At 51.1% G+C, this 18,315-nt stretch carries 12 protein-coding genes; 8 read left to right on the top strand and 4 right to left on the bottom strand.

Annotation, left to right across the window (positions count from 1 at the left end):
- The first annotated feature begins 61 nt into the window (after positions 1-61).
- Genes B3A20_RS05430 through B3A20_RS05420 form a run of 3 tightly spaced genes read left to right on the top strand, consistent with a single transcriptional unit; the run spans position 62 to position 2,412 of the window.
- The gene (locus B3A20_RS05430; RefSeq protein ID WP_290762654.1) at positions 62-1,399 is read left to right on the top strand and encodes an ATP-dependent 6-phosphofructokinase; all 1,338 of its coding nucleotides are present in this window, start codon (positions 62-64) and stop codon (positions 1,397-1,399) included.
- Positions 1,400-1,420: 21 nt separating this feature from the next.
- Positions 1,421-1,564: a hypothetical protein gene (locus tag B3A20_RS05425; protein ID WP_015731986.1), complete on the top strand. Its 144-nt coding sequence runs from the start codon at positions 1,421-1,423 to the stop codon at positions 1,562-1,564.
- 8 nt (positions 1,565-1,572) lie between these two features.
- On the top strand, positions 1,573-2,412 hold the full coding sequence (locus B3A20_RS05420; protein WP_290762651.1) for a hypothetical protein: 840 nt from the start codon (positions 1,573-1,575) through the stop codon (positions 2,410-2,412).
- 247 nt (positions 2,413-2,659) lie between these two features.
- Here B3A20_RS05420 and pta read toward each other — a convergent pair whose 3' ends face one another.
- Positions 2,660-4,063: a phosphate acetyltransferase gene (gene pta, locus B3A20_RS05415; RefSeq protein WP_290762649.1), complete on the bottom strand. Its 1,404-nt coding sequence runs from the start codon at positions 4,061-4,063 to the stop codon at positions 2,660-2,662.
- 319 nt (positions 4,064-4,382) lie between these two features.
- Here pta and B3A20_RS05410 point away from each other — a divergent pair, with 319 nt between their 5' ends.
- Together B3A20_RS05410 and B3A20_RS05405 are read left to right on the top strand one after the other, a co-directional pair.
- A complete protein-coding gene (locus tag B3A20_RS05410) occupies positions 4,383-8,276 on the top strand; it encodes a fibro-slime domain-containing protein (RefSeq protein WP_290762647.1) in 3,894 nt (1,297 codons plus the stop codon).
- A 218-nt stretch (positions 8,277-8,494) separates the two neighbouring features.
- A complete protein-coding gene (locus B3A20_RS05405) occupies positions 8,495-12,298 on the top strand; it encodes a fibro-slime domain-containing protein (protein WP_290762645.1) in 3,804 nt (1,267 codons plus the stop codon).
- 139 nt (positions 12,299-12,437) lie between these two features.
- Here B3A20_RS05405 and B3A20_RS05400 read toward each other — a convergent pair whose 3' ends face one another.
- Entirely contained in the window at positions 12,438-13,973 is a 1,536-nt protein-coding gene (locus B3A20_RS05400) for an Rne/Rng family ribonuclease (RefSeq protein ID WP_085491757.1), read from the bottom strand.
- A gap of 423 nt (positions 13,974-14,396) precedes the next feature.
- Between B3A20_RS05400 and B3A20_RS05395 the strand changes: the two genes are divergently transcribed.
- On the top strand, positions 14,397-15,092 hold the full coding sequence (locus tag B3A20_RS05395) for a hypothetical protein (RefSeq protein ID WP_290762642.1): 696 nt from the start codon (positions 14,397-14,399) through the stop codon (positions 15,090-15,092).
- A gap of 10 nt (positions 15,093-15,102) precedes the next feature.
- Complete coding sequence (locus B3A20_RS05390; protein ID WP_290762640.1) at positions 15,103-15,780, top strand: hypothetical protein; 678 nt, start codon at positions 15,103-15,105, stop codon at positions 15,778-15,780.
- Between the two features lie 57 nt (positions 15,781-15,837).
- On the opposite strand, the gene B3A20_RS05385 is transcribed toward B3A20_RS05390, so the two are convergent.
- Together B3A20_RS05385 and B3A20_RS05380 are read right to left on the bottom strand one after the other, a co-directional pair.
- Complete coding sequence (locus B3A20_RS05385) at positions 15,838-16,656, bottom strand: M23 family metallopeptidase (protein WP_290762638.1); 819 nt, start codon at positions 16,654-16,656, stop codon at positions 15,838-15,840.
- Positions 16,643-16,924, bottom strand: a complete 282-nt coding sequence (locus B3A20_RS05380) for a hypothetical protein (RefSeq protein WP_290762636.1) — start codon at positions 16,922-16,924, stop codon at positions 16,643-16,645. The genes B3A20_RS05385 and B3A20_RS05380 overlap by 14 nt, the downstream gene beginning before the upstream one ends.
- A gap of 216 nt (positions 16,925-17,140) precedes the next feature.
- Here B3A20_RS05380 and dnaN point away from each other — a divergent pair, with 216 nt between their 5' ends.
- On the top strand, positions 17,141-18,262 hold the full coding sequence (gene dnaN, locus B3A20_RS05375; protein WP_014546038.1) for a DNA polymerase III subunit beta: 1,122 nt from the start codon (positions 17,141-17,143) through the stop codon (positions 18,260-18,262).
- Positions 18,263-18,315: the final 53 nt, after the last annotated feature.

Below are 18,315 nucleotides of genomic sequence, written 5' to 3'. Positions count from 1 at the left end.
CTATATTTTTTGATGTATTCCGTTCACAAAGCGGAAAAACAAAATTTCAAAGAGGCGCGGTATGACTCAGGACGATATCATCAAGAATCCGTTGGATTATGATCTTTCCATCGAAACCGTTGGCAAGGGCACGCTTAAGTCCCCGATGAACGGCGTTCCTTTCGTTTCCGAAAATGACAAGGTCAGCCTTACCACTGACGTCAATCTCATCTCTGAATACTTAGCGAAGGGCATCCCGGTACCTTCACTCGAAGTGGCCGGCCCCCGACAGACCATTTTCCACGACCCCGCCTGGACGCGTGCAGGTATCGTCACTTGCGGTGGCCTCTGCCCAGGCCTTAACAACGTCATCAAGGGCCTTGTACAGGTGCTCTGGTTCGACTATGGCGTAAGGAACATCTTTGGCATCCCGTACGGATACCGTGGCCTGAACCCGAATTACGGTTACTCCCCCATCGTGCTTGACCCGGATGTGGTCGACGCCATTCAGGAAGACGGCGGTACGATTCTCGGTAGCTCCCGCGGCATGCAGGACCCGGCCATCATGGTCGACACGCTCATGCGCTTAAACATCAACGTGTTGTTCTGCATCGGCGGTGATGGTACACTCCGCGGCGCACACGCGATTGCCGAAGAAGTCAAGAAGCGCAAACAGCCCATCTCGATTATCGGCATCCCGAAGACGATCGATAACGACTTGAACCTGATCGACAGGACGTTCGGTTTTGAAACCGCCGTGCTCAGCGCAACAAACGTGATTACCAGCGCCCACATCGAAGCAAACGGTGCATTCAATGGTCTTGGCCTTGTGAAGCTCATGGGTCGTGACTCCGGCTTTATCGCAGCCTACGCATCGCTTGCAACAACAGTTGTGAACATCTGCCTCGTCCCTGAAGTTCCTTTTACGCTTGACGGGCTCTTCAAGGCTCTCGAAAGCCGTTACGCCAGCGGCAAGACTCATGCCGTGATTGCCGTCGCCGAAGGCGCCGGACAGGAACTTTTCAAGAACCAGGAAGAACGCAGGGACGCAAGTGGCAACATCTTGAAGAACGATATCGGTGAATTCCTAACCCGCAAGATCAAGGAACATTTCGATAGCGTCGGCAAGGAAATCAACATCAAGTACTTTGACCCGAGCTACACGGTGCGTAGCATCCCCGCCAAAGGTACTGACGCCATTTTCTGCTTCCAGCTCGCTGAAAGCGCAGTACATGCAGGCATGGCAGGCAAGACGGACATGGTCGTTGGCAGCATGAACAACGTTTTCTCGCACGTGCCTATAGAATACGCCGTGAGCGAACGCAAGAAAATCAACCCCAACGGAACCCTGTGGCATGCCGTTCTCGGTATCACGCGCCAGCAGGACTATTTCTCCGGCAAGGGCAAACGCAGCAAGTAATCCTTTAATTAATTTATCACCATGCTCAAAAAAGAAGAAAAAGTCATCATCCGTACCGCACTCATGGAATACCGCAATCTCTTGTTCAAGACATTCCACGGCACTGACGAAGAAAAGACTCGCATTGCCACGGTGAACAAGTTGCTCCAGAACTGGAAAGTCTAAGCGTATTCATGAGAATTACGCGGAACATTGTTTTTGCATTGCTGCTTGCAATTAGTTTTGCAAGCGCAAACGAAGACTTGCACATAGCAGATTCCTGCTATGCGGCACGTGCTTTGCGCGCCAAGGGCGACAAGGCCGACGCGAAAAATGCAAAGATAATGAAAGAGGCGTACAAAAAAGCGATGGAAGATTCCACCGTCCTCGAAGCGGCAACCGAAGGCTATGTGAAAACGCTGTATTTCTGCTTCAGATTCGTGCAGTTCGACGAGAAGAAGCGCCAGCTCCATTTGGATACGCTGATGGACGCTAGCAGAAGCGCCTATGAGAAGTTCCCAGAGAACAAGGAAATCGCGCACGTCTACGCCTCGACGCTCTCGATGTGGGGCTCTGAGCGCAACGTATTTTCTTCAATCAAGGAAGGCATTGCAAGTAAAGTCCGCGATGTCGCGACTGCGGCAGAAGACTGGCAGATTCTCGGGCGAGCGCACTTTGTGCTGCCTTACGTACCGCTAATCCTCTCCTGGCCGGACGAGAAACTTGCAGACAAATACCTGAACATGGCCCTCGAACAGAACCGCAAGGACATTTACAATTACTACTTCCTTGCAGACTTGCGCTATGACCAAGGCCGTTATGACGACGCCATGGAATTTATCGTACAAGGTCTTGACGCAGGAGTGCGCCCCGGATACATTCTTGAAGACAAGCGCGCCCGCTGGCACTTAAAAGAGCTGTGGAAGAAAATCGATTACAAGCACAGGGACAAGCTCTCGCCAAAGCACCTCGAAGATGGCAAGAACATCCGTAAAGCGATAGAAGCGCTACGGAAAGCCAACAAGAAGAAATAATTTTTTATCAAGGAAATTCCCGCTTTCGCGGGAATGACACACAAACAAAAAAAACGGACTTTGAAAGTCCGTTTTTTTTTCACTTTTTCAAGATGGAGATGCCCGCTTAAAGCGGGCATGACAAGCGCGAAGGTTTCGCGCGGTCCTTATTACTTCTGTGAGCAACAAGCGCCTCGTATTAACGAGGCGCGGTTGCGAGAGTGAGCGCTGCTCACATATTTCTACATGAATCTAAGCGCGAACGGTCTTATTTTTGAGCCTGCACAGCAGTCAATGCAATCGTATAGACGATGTCTTCGACGAGTGCACCGCGGGAAAGGTCGTTCACCGGCTTGGCCAAGCCCTGGAGCATCGGGCCGATAGCGATCGTGCCGTGAGCAGAACGCTGCACCGCCTTGTAGCCGATGTTACCGGCAGAGAGGTCCGGGAACACGAACACGGTTGCCTTGCCAGCGACCGGGCTGTTCGGGGCCTTGAGGGCGCCAACGCTTTCGACTGTTGCGGCATCATACTGGAGCGGGCCATCGATGAGCATTTCAGGGCGGGCGGCCTTTGCAGCGGCGGTTGCCGCCACGACGAGGTCTGCATCCGGGCCCTTGCCCGAATTGATGGTGCTGTAAGAGAGCATGGCAACGCGGCTCGGGAGGCCGAATGCCTTTGCAGTGTCATCGCACTGGAGAGCGATATCGGCGAGTTCTTCGGCAAGCGGGTTCAGGTTGATAGCGCAGTCGCCGTAGATATAGGTCTTGTCCTTCATGCACATGAAAAACACGGAGCTCACGGACTTCACGCCCGGAGCGGTACGGATAATCTGGAGAGCCGGGCGGAGCGTGTCAGCCGTAGAGTGGATAGCACCAGAAACGAGGCCATCGACTTCACCGAACTTGAGCATCATCGTAGCAAGCATTACGTTGTCTTTAAGAGCGGCACGGGCAGATTCCGGAGTCATGCCCTTCGCCTTGCGGAGTTCCACGAGAGTCGGCACATACTTTTCGGCAAGTTCTGCGCTCGGTTCGATAATTTCAATGTTTGCCGGGAGCTTCACGCCAACAGTCTTTGCTGTAGCTTCGATATCTGCCTTCGAGCCGATGAGCACCGGCACGGCGATATTGCGTTCGACAGCGAGGCATGCTGCCTGCACGGTACGCGGTTCAGAGCCTTCCGGGAGAACAATGCGCTTCACGCACTTGGAAGCCTTGGAAAGAAGGCTTGCGCGGAACATGGCCTGGCTTACGCGGCGTTCAGCGGCCGGTGTGGCGAGGTCGCCAGCGAGGCACTTTTCGCAACGGAGCAAACGCTTCGGGCAGAAGAGTTCAGCATCTTCGCCATCGGCAAAAATCTTCGCATCGAGGGCAGAGGCGAGGTCATCGTTAAACTTGTGAGCAATGACATCGTTCATGCCAGTTGCACCTTCGACGACAACGGCATCGACATCATCAAAATCCTGCTTGAGGAAATCGGCACAGATCTTTTCCATGAGCACGGCAGACTTGCCGGCCTTGATTTCTGCAACACTATCAGCAGCACTGAAAACCTGGAGCGGCTTGTAGACCGTAGCGATGAGACCAGCCTTGGTAACAGCGTCAACAATTTCCTGGACTTTGGCTTCCATGTTGGAGGCAGCCGTGGCAACTAGGTAAACACGATTCATTTTAATCTCCAATTTTGAATTTACGAGTGTAAAGGTAGGATTTTTTAGTTCGACAGACAGGAGGTGCCCGCTCGGAGGCGGGCATGACAAGCTTCAAAAAACATTTCCACACAACCAATGACCATTGACCAACAACTAATGACTAACAGCCAATACGTTTATTTTAATTTACAATGCCAAAAATTTTCACAAAATAGCGTTTTTTCAGTGTAATAAATAATTAATTACCATTGACAAACAAAGTTAATTTTTATCTTTGGCGTTGAAAGTGTATGGGAAAACACTGTGGGATAGGGGAATAAATACTTAGGAGTCACGGATGAGGATCAGTGGACTTTTTTACAGGGTTTTGGTGTGTTTGGCGATTTTCAGTGCCTACGCATTTGCGCAGACGGTTGCTGTCGCACACATCATTTACGAGGGCAACGTCTTGTACTATGCCGACAACGAAAGCAATTTCGTGTACAAGGCCGTTGAGAAAAATTCCGATGGCACTTTCACCATCGAATTCACAAACGAGCGCCTTGCTAATGGCAAGAAAGACGTCCGTAGGCTACAGTTTGGAGTAGGCTGTAACGGTAACACATGCCACACGGACCTGAGCCCAAACAACAAGCCGCTTTTGGGAGAGTTATTCCCGGGCTACAAGGATAACGTCACAGACGCAGCAAACATCGTAAAGCAGGTCGTCTGGATCGTCATCAACGACGACAAGACGTTGACGATTTCCGACACTAAACCGGTGGTCGCAGTCAAGCCCAAGAAACACATCCGCTTTTTGCCCCCATGGACCAACACGAACGCCATCATGTACTTGAACGACACCGAGAACTACATGAGTCCGGTGGCGTCCCCGTACTGCGGTTGGTTCGAGAGCAAGGTCAGCAAGCCTTCAGTCAGCGCAAACGTCTATTTCAAGCAGACGATTGGTACAACGTATATCAGTGCAGATGGCTCTACCGAGGATTTGGCGACAATCGCGCCGATTAACCTGGATTCGGCACTCGCCTTGAGCGACACCATCTGGATTGTCGCCTACCAGTACGGAACGCCAGAAGTCCACACGGCTTATCCGGGAGTTCTCGGCGAATGCCTCCCGAAGATTCTCCCCGTGATGATGTTCGACTGGTATGACGGCTCGATGAATTCTGACGGTTCCAAGAACGGGCTCAACTACGGCGATGGCGGCGCAGGCCGCACGGGCTTTGACATGCGCGGCGTCCCGATGTTCGGTACCGGCACAAGCGAAGACTTTGGCCAAGGCGGTTGCGAAGGCTCCCCGATGACAGGCATGGTCGAAAAGCAGCTCGGCCCAAACGGCGTCCCCGTGATGGCTAAGAACTTCCCCGGCGGATGCAAGAACTCCACTCATTTGAACAGCTGGTTCCTCCCCGAAGTGCTTTACAGCGATGGCGTGAACTCCTATACAAACGTCACCTGCCGCGACCTCGAACTCACGCTTACCGATGACGGTTTCTGGCTCGGACAGAAAGACGACGAAAGTCCCGAACGCGGACTGTTCCTGCTCGACGACTTCCGCTGGCTCGACAGCGCCCACACCATCGAAAACCCGCATTACGATTCCATCAGCGGCGGAAGCGACGCACCGGGCTACCACAACTACGGATTCGCGATGAAAATCCAGGCTGAATTCGTTTATGTGAAAGGACAGTACTTTGAATTCAATGGCGACGACGACGTATGGGTGTTCATTAACAACAAACTTGTAGTCGATATTGGCGGCCAGCATAGAAAGGTCAAGAAGTCCGTAAACCTGGACGATCTCGGACTCACGCCGGGCGAGACTTATCCGTTCCATATTTTCTACGCCGAACGCAAGCGCACGCAGTCGAACTTCATGATGAGAACCTCCATCGATCTCAAAGTGGAATCCAGCATGTTGCTCACGGACCACTCTGTAGATTCCACCCTCATCAAGAAGGAAGTGTGGCAGAACATCCGCGAAAAGACGCTCGCCTGCGACTTTTCAGCAAACTCCGAGACCAAGCGCACGGAACGCGGTCCATCCAACTTCTCGCTATTCGGGAAAAGTCTCCCAATGACAGGAGTTGCGTTAAGCAAGCTCGACACCGCCTACTACAACGGCATCACGATTTCGAACGATTTCACGATGCTCACCATCAACACGACAACGATTTCACGCACGCAGGCATTGCCGCCGGGAACATACTATGTACGTGTGGCGCTCAAGAACAACCCGAAGGAATATAAGGACGTCTACTTCACCATCCCGCCGACGGAACTTCCGAACATCGCATTTGCAGACATCATCGACTCAAGCTACTGCTTCGCAGACGTAGTCACCAAAGACACGCTCTGCCTCGACAAGTTCTGGAAGCCGCTCGGAAACATTGCCAGCCGCAATGTCGATAGCGACACGCTCCCCATCAACCTGAACAAGAAAGAAAAGCTCTGGGCAGGCCGCATCTACCCCATCAACGTCTCCTACGTCGAGGAATGGGCGTCAAGCTATAGCGGCATCGCCGTGCAAGTCTCCACGAGCGATCCGAAACTCATCCCATGCGATTCTCTAGGCAACCCGTTACCGAATAACGAGTTCATGCTCATCGAAGGCAAGAACACGTTCTTTGTCAAGGCAACAGGCGCCATTAACCATGGTTCAATAACGATTTCTACGGCAGCCGCAAAGAACAAGAGCGCCGCATGGACAAACATCAACATCGCAGAACCGCCCGTTCCACAGATTGAAACCGCATTCATCTACGACAGGAATGGCGATGGCCGCGGTGACAGCGTCTGGGTGAGCTTCAACAAGCCGCTCGGCGGCAATAGCGTGCTCAACGCCATCTCTTTCACGTTCGGGCTTACGCATTACGAGACCGCAAACATCCGCTACGCCGAAGGCGACCGCGTACTTTCAATAGTCGCAGATGGGGACGGATTCGGGCCCGCCATCTCTACCGGCGGCTCACTGGAACCCTACTCCGGAAAGATTACCGCCCTTTACACTTACACAAACCCCGAAGACCATTCCGTTTCTAACTTCTCCGTAGACGGCCTGCTCGGCGATGGAATTGGTCCTGTCATCATGGCCGCCGAAATCTCATACACCTCAGACGGAAGGACTGCGCTCACAATCACATTCAGCGAAGGCCTCACCGCGCAGAACGCAAGTTCAAGCTTGTTCAGCTTCCGCAGCTATGGCAGCGGCACATTCTCCACCTTCGTGCAGGAAGCGGACTATATCGTCACTTCGCCGGCAAACCGCTGGAAGCTCTTCTTCTCGAGAAAGTCCACTACAGACATCATCCCTGTCGTTGGCGACACCATCCGCATCAAGCCTCCCTCCGAAAGCGGCCTCTCGCTTGACCTTGCAGGGATCCCGGCCCACGACCTGAACCCGTGGGTACGCATCACGGGTGAACAGCGCATCACCGTGACAAGCCCTCCGGTTGTCACGATGGACAAGGACTCGCCAAACTTCGAAAAGACCAAGGAAATCGTCCGTAGCGATTCTGCGACCGTCCCGATACTCGTCACGAGCGACAAGCCACTCACGGCAACGCAAGTGGGCGAAATTTACGGTACCCAGGGCCACTATCTCGGCGATATGAACATGTCTGAACTTGTCGAAAACGAAATCAGCGAAATCGTGAAGGTCGTAAAGGCTGGTTCCGTATTCACCGACAAAGAGGCTGTCAAGAGCGGAAGCCAATCGACATCCGTCACGCTCGAGACCATCATCGCCATGATGGACCGCAAGGAAATTTCCCCCAAGGAAGCCAAGGAGAGGTTTGGCGTAAGCGATGTGATTGCCAACGCCTACAACAACGGCCTATTATCCAAGGACAACCTGAACAACTACATGCACGGCACCGAAGACGATGTCAAGACGATTGCCGAATCCATGGCCGACAGGACCGAGCTCAGCTACAAGACAACCTACTACTCGAGCCTCGGGCACTTCGTCAATAGCGACGAAGGCAACATCGCCTGCAACGACAACATCTTCAAGAAGGACGGCGCCAAGAACTGCCTCGGAAACGACGGGCACCTCTACCTCGCCTGGAACATGAGGTCCAAGAAAGGCCGCCTCGCCGGCACAGGAGTCTACATCGCCCGCCTCGAAATCCGCCTTATCGTGAACGGCAAGAGGATAACGAAACGCACGCAGGACTTCCTTTGGGGATTCCGTCATGGGAAGCTCTCCATCGCCGATTTCGACCTGTAATAGCGGTATTAAAAAAACAGGGCACCTTCGGGTGCCTTTTTTCGTTTGCAGTAAATTATCAGTGAGGGCAAAATCGGAACTTTTCGCCCTAGAAGCGGGAAAAACAAGTCCTAGTTGTTGTCTTCTCAATTTATTTTACAAAGTTGTAAAAAAAATTTGATAAAAATCACAATATTGAATGTATTTTGTATTAGGGTAACATCTTCAGGGAGTTGTGGATGCGGTGTAAGCATATTGTCTCCAGTTTATTTTTCGTACTCTTATGCGCCACGGTTTCGTCGATGGCCGCCGACTACTCATTTCGTATCCAAAATGGAACAACCATATATAGTGGTGAAAAACTTTATGTTTCCATCGAAAGAAGGGGGAGTTCAACAAAATGTGTTGAGCTTTCGAGCTACGGCGACGGCACATCGTTCTATACCAAGCAATCCCTAAACAATTCACAAAACCCTAAATTCACTTTTTACGCAACCCGCAACTGCAAGGGTGAAGCCTTAGCCACCATTTCGCCACTTTCCAATAGCGAAAACATAGAACAGCCGGTTCAAAACAACCTGATTATCAGTTTTTCGGATTTTGGCGTCATACAGGTCAATAGCCCGGAACCCATTACAGCACCGGGAAAGGCTCCGACAACGCAGCCAGGGAACGACACACCGACAACCCAGCCTGGAAACGACAACCCGACAACCCCCGACAGACCCACACAAGCCAAAAGAAAAACAATCCGCTTCTTTGCTCCCTGGACAAACACGTCCGCCGTCCTTTACATCGCTGGTGGCGACTCCTCCAAGATGACTACCGTCAAAAACTACTGCGGCTGGTTTGAAGCAAGAATTGTCCCGCCTAGCGGTTCCCTGCAAGTCTACTTCAAGCAGACCATCGGAAATGAATACGTAACTGACAACCATTTCTCAACAAAAATCCTCCCGATTGCCCAAAGCACCCTGCTTTCGCTTGATTCTGCTGTAGCCGAAGCCGATACGGTCTGGGTCAAGGCAGGCAAAGAGATTGGCATGCCGACAACTGTCTACACGAAATATCCAGGCATCTTGGGCGACTGCCCCACGAAAACGCTCCCAGTGATGATGTTCGACTGGCTCCACGGCACCAAGGGCGATGGTGACGGCGTCGGCAAAAACGGCGACCCGGCAAACGGCGTGAGTGCAGACTTCGGTTCTGGCGGTTGTGGCGGAAGCAACGCAAAGGACGAAAAGAACAGGGGCTACATGAGGGGCATGGTCCAGGAAACCCTGGGTGCAAACGGAGTGCCGGTCCCATCCATTAACTTCCCTGAAAACTGCAAAATTACGACCCATCTCGACAAGTGGTTCCTGCCCGAAATTATCGCCCAGAAAAACGGCAAGCAGTATTCCAACGCCACCTGCCGCTCCATCGAATTGCAGCTCCAGGATGACGGTCTCTGGCTTGGCCAAAAGGACGGCAACAGCCCTGAAGGCGGACTTTTCTTGCTGGACGACTTCCAGTACCTCGATGCCGAACAGACTGTGCTGAACCCCTACTTTGACAACATCTCCGGCCACAACAAGAGGCACAACTACGGTTTCACCATGAAAATCCAGGCGACGTTCGAATACGTCCCGGGGCAATACTTCGAGTTCCTTGGCGATGACGACGTCTGGGTGTTCATCAACAACCGCCTGGTCGTGGATATCGGCGGCCAGCATTCGCAGGTCTCGGGCGCTGTGGACTTGGATACGCTTGGGCTTACCGAAGGCTTCAACTACCCATTCCACATTTTCTACGCAGAACGCCATACTTCATCTTCAAACTTCATGATGAGAACATCCATCGACTTAAAGACCGAGGCTAGCCTGTTCTACCAGGACCTTTCGGCAAACGGAGTTCTCGACTTCCAGATTTACCAGATTATCCGCGAGCAGGCACTCTCCTGCGACTTCTCCGGCACGACCATCAAGGACACTGTTGACGCGCCCTCGAACTTCACCTTGATCGGTAGCGGCGCCTACGCAGAAGGCGTCCCGCTTGACAGCATCGGCGTCTGGTTCGGCGGCATCACCATCAAGCCGGGCTACACTGGGTTTACCATCAACACCGACTTGATAAGGACCATGCGCACGCTCCCGCCTGGAACGTACCAGCTGCGTTTCTCGTTGCAAAAAGATGAATCCCAGTACGACGAAATCACTTTTGTCATTGACCAGTACGACTCGCCCGAAATCTTCTTCGCCCGCGTAGACGCACAAAATAAGTGGTCAGTCATCCCCAAGGGCATGGACGGCGCCGTAGATGGCTCAGTCGACACGCTCGGCAAGTGGGTGAACACGCGCTACCCCGTGAATGTCACTCTCGAGGATTGGGCCACCTTTGACGACATGGTCTACATTGCAACAAACAACCCGGCAGTCATCCCCTGCGACGAAAACGGGAACGCCATTACGGCCATTACGCTCAAGAACGGCAAGGCGACATTCTACGTGAAGGCGACCACCCCGGTCATCAACTCTAAGATTGTCGTGACAAGCGCCGACGAAACACAGCAAGCGGTATGGAAAAACATTTCGTTCATGGAACCGCCTGTCCCGCAAGTCGTTTTTGCAAGTTTCTTCGACAGGGATGGTGACGGACGCGGCGACAGCGTCTTCGCCAAGCTCTCAAAGCCAATCGGCACGCTCAACCAGCTGTTTGTGCACATGGATTCCATCCAGTTGGAATTTGGCGAAGTATTCCCGACGATAGTCAACGGATTTGTAGCAAACGACTTTGACAGTTCTCTTGCAATCACCGCAGACGGCGGATTTGGAACAGTCCCCTTCACCGGCGGCGCAGAATCAGTCTATAGCGGAAAATTGACGCCGTTCTGGAAATATACGGAAGGCGGAGTCCCAACGACCATCAGCCTCACAAGCGATGTAACCGACTCGATTGGCCCCGTGATTACAGCAGCGGACATCTCTTACAGCGACGACGGTTCGACCGTGCTGCAGCTGACATTTAGTGAAGGTCTGGACTGCGAAAACGAAGCCGACGCCAACTACTTTACATATTTCTTCAAGCAGACTGAGCTCGAAAGGAACGATATCGTCCCGGATATTCTCGTCAAGCAGTCAAAATCCAAATGGAAACTCATTTTCAGAAGTTCCAGCAACGACAAGGACAATATTCCGGTCATGGGCGATTCCATCAAGCTTGTCCCGAATGTCCATACAGACTTGCTCCACAGAAGCACCGATCCGAGAAATCCGTTCGTCCGCATCTCCGGCGAGCAGAGAGTGGTTGTCACTAGCGCCCCGGTCGTGACTATCGGCGAATCCGATTCTTCAAGAGCGATTATCGCAAGCCCGACGCCAACGGTTCCGAAGCTCGTGCAGGAAGACAAACCGATGACAGCAAAGGAAGTCGCGCAGTCTTACGGTTCGCAGGGGCATTACCTTGGCGACTTGAGCATTTCAAGCCTCGTGAAAGACGAAGTCACAAACCTCCAGTCCGCAGTCAAGAATTTCAATGCCAAGAGCATTGAAAACGGCGGCCCGCATCTCGAAGAAGTTCTCATCCAGGTGCAGGCCGGAAAAATGAATATTGACCAGGCGAACAGGACTTACCATCTCGGCGATGAAATTGTAAACGCTTACAAGAGCGAAGTAATCAAAGCAAATGACGTGACCGGTATCGCGAACGGCAACGCATCCGTTATCGACAAGGTTACCAAGGAACTCGCCGCAAAGACGACGCTTGAATACCAGACCCAGTACTTCACAAGCCTTGGCATATTCGTCAACAGCAATTCCGGTTCGTTCTCCTGCACAGACAAGTTCTATAACGGAAACTGCCTCGACAGCAATAACGACGGCAAGATATTCCTCGCCTGGAACATGAAGTCTAAAAACGGAAGGCTCGTAGGCACGGGTGTCTACATTGCAAGACTTACGTACAAAATCAGAACCGGGAACAGAGTTATCGTGGACCGCACACAGGATTTCCTCTGGGGCGTGCGCCACGGCAAGACGAAGGGATTTGAAATTGACTTAAATCATTAAGTTTCCTCCTCTCTCTAAAGGCGCCTGCAATGCAGGCGTCTTTTTTTGTGCGTAATTTTGGAGATAAAAAAAATCCCGGCAGAGCCGGGACTTTTTGCGTTTAACACGCTAATGCCATTGCAAGAATCGCAGGAACAACTTATGCAAAGTTGTACAAATCCGTGATGTCTTCGTTATTCTTGTCGTACATCCAGAACTGGTTGATGTGGGCATATTCATCTTCCACGAGGGAAATCTTGATGTTATGCTTGTATTCCAGATAGTTGAACATACGGTTCAAGTCCTTGCAAAGCACATCGATAACCGGAGCGCTTACGACAAGCGTCACTTCGCGGAGGCGGCCCTTGGTGTGTGCGCGGGCAAGCCAGCGGTCAATCATGCCGAGCGTCGATTCGAGCGTTGCGATGCGGCCACTGCCGTTGCAAACCGGGCAGCATTCAGTCTTTTCGGTCATCAGGTTCACGCGGACGCGCTTACGGGTGACTTCCATGAGGCCGAACTGGCTAATCGGGGCCGGGCTAATCGGGGCCTTGTCGCGGCGAATCGCCTTGCGGAATTCCTGATAAACGGCTTCGCGGTCTTCATCGGTTTCCATGTCAATGAAGTCAATGATGATGAGGCCGCCCACATCACGGAGGCGCAGCTGCTTTGCGATTTCGTGGCAAGCATCGAGGTTTGTCTCGAGAATGATCTTGCCCTGGTCCTTGCCATGGACCTTCGGACCGGTGTTCACGTCGATAGAGACGAGAGCTTCGGTCTGTTCGATGACGAGGTTGCCACCACGCGGAAGCGGTACCTGACGCTGCAAGGAGCGAGCGTAGTCGTTTTCAATCTTGAAGTATTCGAACAAGCTTTCGCTAGAGCTCCAGAGCTTGACCTTGTCGAGCTTGTCCGGAGAGAGAACCTTCAGGTAATCGCGGAGAGCAAAGTACTCGTCGCGGTTGTCGATATACACGTAGTCCGTGTTGTCGCCGAAGTATTCGCGAACCGTCTGTTCGATGGAATCGGATTCTTCGTAAATGCAGGTCTCGGGCGGCATGGTTTCGAAGTTGTACTTCGTCTGTTCCCACTTGCTTTCGAGTTCGCGCATCTGCTTGTTGATTTCGAATTCGGATTCGTTGAGGCCGTTGGTGCGGACGATGTAGCCCACGTCGCGGCCCTTGAGACGGCGTACAACCTTCTTGAACTCGCGGCGCTTGACCGGATCGCGTTCACGCTTGGAGACGCCGACGAAATTTGTACCCGGCATGCAGACCAGGAAACGTCCAGCAAAGCTCAAGTGTGTCGTCAAACGAGCACCCTTGGTACTGATCGGTTCCTTGACCACCTGCACCATGATTTCCTGGCCTTCCTGGAGAATTTCGTCGATCGAAATTTCCTTAGAGGCATCGCCTTCGTCATCGTCGTCACCATATTCGCGGCGCAACAGTTCGTTGCGGTCCATGGCGTCTTCCTGATGCAAAAAACCAGCCTTCTCAAGACCAATGTCAATGAATGCCGCCTTGAGTGCGGGGAGCACCTTCTGAACGACACCCTTATAAATATTGCCCAGAACTCGATTAGAGGAAACACCTTCAACAACCAATTCCGCAAGTTCGCCATCTTCCATGATTGCGATGCGCTTTTCGTACGGTGTTTTGCTAATCAAGATTCCGCGCTTACACTTATTTGCCATTAAAACTCCTAAAGGGTAAAGCAAAACTTGATATATGTCCCCAAGACCAGTCCAAAAGTATGGACCGCATCCGAGCTCCCGATGTTTCTTGACGGAAAGTACCGCCCGCCTGCAAAGCAAAGCCTGGGGACCTTAAATATAGATAAGTAGGAAGTAGGAAGTAGAAAGTAGGAAGTTAAAATGTAGTGAGAAATAGGATGTTGGATGTAGGAAGTTAAAATGTAGCGAGAAATAGGATGTTGGATGTAGGAAGTTAAAATGTAGCGAGAAGTAGGAAGTAGGAAGGGGAAAGCGGGGGGAATTAGGACAACTGCGGAAGACGAGAGAGCAACGAGGTCGGTCGCATTCGCTCCCTTTGAGGGATGAGGCATGATGACAAAAGACTATTGACTAATGACTATTGACTAATTAAATTAATCTGCGATGAATCAAAAACCGTTTCCAACAGACAAAGCATCCTTAGAAAAGTACGAGAAGCGAGTTCAAAATTTCACGCTCGGGCGGCTCGAAAAAGAATGGGATGCCGTCAAAGATGACCCGACGCCGGAACGCAGAGACATCGTTGCCAAGGAACTCCGTGAATGGGAGAAAATGCGAAACGAAGCAAATCGCGACTTCACAAAGTACACACTTCTCTTTGATCTAATAATTGGCGCATGCGCAACCAAATACCTTTACTTGTTCGTAGGCATTATCAAACGAATACTTGGCGCCCCTCCGCATCCAGAAATCACATTTACGGATTACCTTCCCTATTTTCCATATTCTTGCGCCATCGTCTGCTTAACATTTTGCATTTATTCCGTTTGGAACGAAAAGAAAAAAAATTTTATTGACAAAATAAAAGAATTTGGCCATACCGTAATCACAGAAGCAATTTCCGTCTTTCTCACCGCAAATGGTCTAGTCGGACTTATTTTTGGTAGCTATTACGGATTTTTCGTAACGCCGGGACCGATTGTATCGCGCATCATTTCAGGCATCATCATCATTTTGTCCATCTTCTACTTCTACAACCATCAGGCTGACAAGTACAAAGGAATATTATTCAAGAATTCAATTCCTTTATTATTGATTTCGCTTGCCTTGGAACAAATCGGGCGACTGACAATTTTGTAAATTCATTTGCATGCAAGAAGAAAAGACTCATGCCGAAGAATCTCTGGAAGCGTTCAAGAACCGCATTTGCAAACTCTCGTACGATGAGCTTTATGATGAGCTGGACGCTGCCGAAAAAGCAGAATCCGAAGAACGCATTGCAATCGTCGAAAAACGGATTGACGAACTTGAGCCTATTGAAAAAAAGAAAAAGGAGCTCCAAGAAGAAGAGGAAAAACTCAAAAGAGCCATTGGATTGTGGCCGCTAGTCACTGTTTTTGGAGGCGCTTATGTGGCAAAACAAATTGCTTTTTTCTTGCAAAACAAGCAGTTTGGTTCATCAGAAGCTCTCAAAACAATCAGCAACCTCGAAGTCTTGCCATACGTTCCTTACGCAAGCGCAGTCGTCGGCATTATTATAGCTTACTCATGGAGCTATCTGCGCCAAAAGAAAAGAACTCTAGACTTGGGCATCACCGGATTTTGTTTATCTAAAGCATCAGCGGGCTTGTTCTTTGGGAGCTATCCTGGATTTTTCGTAACGCCGGGAGCTAATCTTTCTCGAGTTATCGCAGGTATCGTCATGACGCTTTCGCTGGTATTTATGTACAACATATTTACCGGAAAACGCACTGGGCGTTTTTTCGATAACGCATGGCCATTGCTGTTGATAACTACCGCCGTTGAACAAATCGGCTGGCTGGGGTAACAGCAAAAAATCAGCTCAAGTGCGTAGGCGGTGCGCCTGCGCTGTTGCGGATAGCGACTATTTTGTAATAAAGTAATCTTCCGGGTTGACAGGGGTACCGTTCACGCGGATTTCGTAATGCAGGCCGAGACTCGACTGGAGCCCGCTCTTGCCAATAAGCGCAATCGGATCGCCACGACGAACTTTAGCGCCTTGTTTCACAAGCGTTTCACCGAGATGCGCATAGAACGTCTTCACATGTTCCATGTGCTCAATCTTCATAGAAAGTCCAAAGCCACGATGCTTGCGGACCTCGACAACGGTACCGGCACCTGGCGCATAGACCGTATCGCCTTCGGCAGCCAAGAAGTCCACACCTCTGTGCGGGAGCTCCTGATCCGTGAACGCATCGAAAACCATTTCAAAACGGCTCTTGATATCGTGATGGTTCTTGAGCGGATGCAAAACCGGGATATGTGCAGCCAGCGCGGAATCCGCTTCAAGCTTGTTGAGTGTCTTACGGAACGTCGACCTCATTGCATGCAAATTCTTTTTCGGAGCTTCGTCGTCGGCGACGTTTTCGAGCGTAAAACCTAAACCACCCAACTTGAGTGTACTATCGCGGACAATGCGCGTCTCTTCAATCTTTAAAATCGTCGTATCGACCACCGTGCGGATTTTCTTGATTTCGTTCTTAATGACCGAATTCTGGTGATAGACATCCATCAGGTTGCCGTTCGACAAGTTCTCCACAATTTGCACCGGCGAGAACATAATAAATCCAAGAATGGCGCAGACAGTTAAAACAAAGTAAATAATTACTTTTCGTACAGAGAAAGTAACGGTTTTCCCGCGCGATTCCTTGTTAGGATAAATGTGGACCTCAAGCTTTTTCACTTGGACCTTCAGCCTTGTTCAATTTCTGTTCGAGTTCTGCAACCTGTTTCTTGATTTCGAAAATGGCACCTACCGTTTCGACAGCGGACGGGTCATCCTTGATTTCGTCCAGACGGCCTTCCTGAATCGCTTCGTAGACCTTTTGTCCGAGCAGTTGGAACTTGTTTTTGAGCTTGCACTCTACCATCGACAATTCAACACGGGAAAGCACGTTTGCCGCGCAGTCCTTAGCCGTATTTTTCAGTTTATTTAGAGTTTTTTCGTTCATAAATCCTTTCGACCTGCCTTTAAAATAGTAGATTTTTCAGCATAAAACAATGGAGAATTTTCTATGAGTCGCAGCGATCGCAGAAGAGCAAAGCAAAACGTCAAAAATTTCGTTCCAAAAAAGTCAAATGCGCTGGATAAACGAGTTATCGTGCTCCTCGCAATTATCGTCGTTGTATTTTTCGTAGGAACAATGATCATCCAGAGAGGCTAATTCATGAAGTTTACGATTCAAAAGAATGTATTGCAGGACGCTCTGCAGGCAGCGATTAGCGCCGTCCCGAACAAGTCCACCATCCAGATTCTCAACAACTTTTCGCTCCGCCTTGAAGGCAACTTCCTCGAAGTAAGTGCAACAGACCTCGACCTCGGTATCAGGGTCAAGGTGGAAGTGCAGGGCGAACGTGATGGTGCAGTCGTCATCAACGCACGTAAGCTGTTCGACCAGGTGAAGAGCCTCGTGGACCCGAGCATCACGAACATCACTTTCGACGCACAGGATTACTTGGTCAAGATCCAGTGGAGCGAACGCGGCAAGGCAAGCATCATCGGCTTTGACGCAAACGACTTCCCGCCGTTCCCGGAAATCGAAAATGGCGAAACATTGAACATCGCCGCAAGCGAACTTGCATTCCTCGCCGAAAAGACATTGTTCGCCACTTCCACCGACTCCACGCGCTTGAGCTTGAACGGCGTGTTCCTCGAAGCAAAGGACGGCAAGATTTCCATGGTCGCAACAGACGGTCACCGTTTGGGCCGCGCAGCTATTGACCAGGAAGGCGCAGAACTTTCGAACGGCGTCATCATCCCGCACAAGGCTTTGCAACACATTCTGCACATGGCAAAGGGCGACTCCACGGTTGAAGTCCGCACCTCTGCAACGCACATTCTCTTCAACACGGGTTCCATTCAAGTCATCTCGAAGCTTTACGAAGGACCGTATCCGAGCTACCGCTCTGTGATCCCGCAGCAGTTCGAACGTACCGCACAGGCCAACACCACGGAATTCCAGAACAAGATTCGCAGCGTGATTTCTATGGCCAACGCTCGCACCCGCAAGATCCGTTTGCAGTTCGACGGCAACATCCTCGAACTCAGCGCCACGGACCCGGATGTCGGCGGCGATTCTCGCGAAGCACTCGCTATCACGCACAACGGAGAAGGCAGCTTCTGCATTGGCTTCAACGGCCAGTTCCTCGCAGAAATCCTCGGCATGTGCAAGAGCGAAGAAGTCATCATGAAGATGAACAATCCGCTTGGCGCTTGCATCATTGAGCCGGTTGGCGAAAACATGAACTTCTCGTTCTTGTTGATGCCGACGCACCTGACGGACAACTAATTGTAGTTCGGACAAGTTTAAGGCTCTCGCGAGAGAGCCTTTTTTATTGAGTC

Origin of the sequence: Fibrobacter sp. UBA4297 (assembly GCF_002394865.1) — a bacterium.
Taxonomy (GTDB): Bacteria; Fibrobacterota; Fibrobacteria; order Fibrobacterales; family Fibrobacteraceae; genus Fibrobacter.
The sequence above is the reverse complement of the archived record's forward strand: the minus strand, read 5'-3'. Positions and strand labels throughout refer to the sequence as shown.

Excerpts from the sequence above, each read along its gene's own strand:
- pta (WP_290762649.1), bottom strand. The coding sequence starts at position 4,063 with ATGAATCGTGTTTACCTAGTTGCCACGGCTGCCTCCAACATGGAAGCC.
- B3A20_RS05395 (WP_290762642.1), top strand. The coding sequence starts at position 14,397 with ATGAATCAAAAACCGTTTCCAACAGACAAAGCATCCTTAGAAAAGTAC.
- B3A20_RS05410 (WP_290762647.1), top strand. The coding sequence starts at position 4,383 with ATGAGGATCAGTGGACTTTTTTACAGGGTTTTGGTGTGTTTGGCGATT.
- B3A20_RS05430 (WP_290762654.1), top strand. The coding sequence starts at position 62 with ATGACTCAGGACGATATCATCAAGAATCCGTTGGATTATGATCTTTCC.
- dnaN (WP_014546038.1), top strand. The coding sequence starts at position 17,141 with ATGAAGTTTACGATTCAAAAGAATGTATTGCAGGACGCTCTGCAGGCA.
- B3A20_RS05380 (WP_290762636.1), bottom strand. The coding sequence starts at position 16,924 with ATGAACGAAAAAACTCTAAATAAACTGAAAAATACGGCTAAGGACTGC.
- B3A20_RS05425 (WP_015731986.1), top strand. The coding sequence starts at position 1,421 with ATGCTCAAAAAAGAAGAAAAAGTCATCATCCGTACCGCACTCATGGAA.
- B3A20_RS05400 (WP_085491757.1), bottom strand. The coding sequence starts at position 13,973 with ATGGCAAATAAGTGTAAGCGCGGAATCTTGATTAGCAAAACACCGTAC.
- B3A20_RS05405 (WP_290762645.1), top strand. The coding sequence starts at position 8,495 with ATGCGGTGTAAGCATATTGTCTCCAGTTTATTTTTCGTACTCTTATGC.
- B3A20_RS05390 (WP_290762640.1), top strand. The coding sequence starts at position 15,103 with ATGCAAGAAGAAAAGACTCATGCCGAAGAATCTCTGGAAGCGTTCAAG.
- B3A20_RS05420 (WP_290762651.1), top strand. The coding sequence starts at position 1,573 with ATGAGAATTACGCGGAACATTGTTTTTGCATTGCTGCTTGCAATTAGT.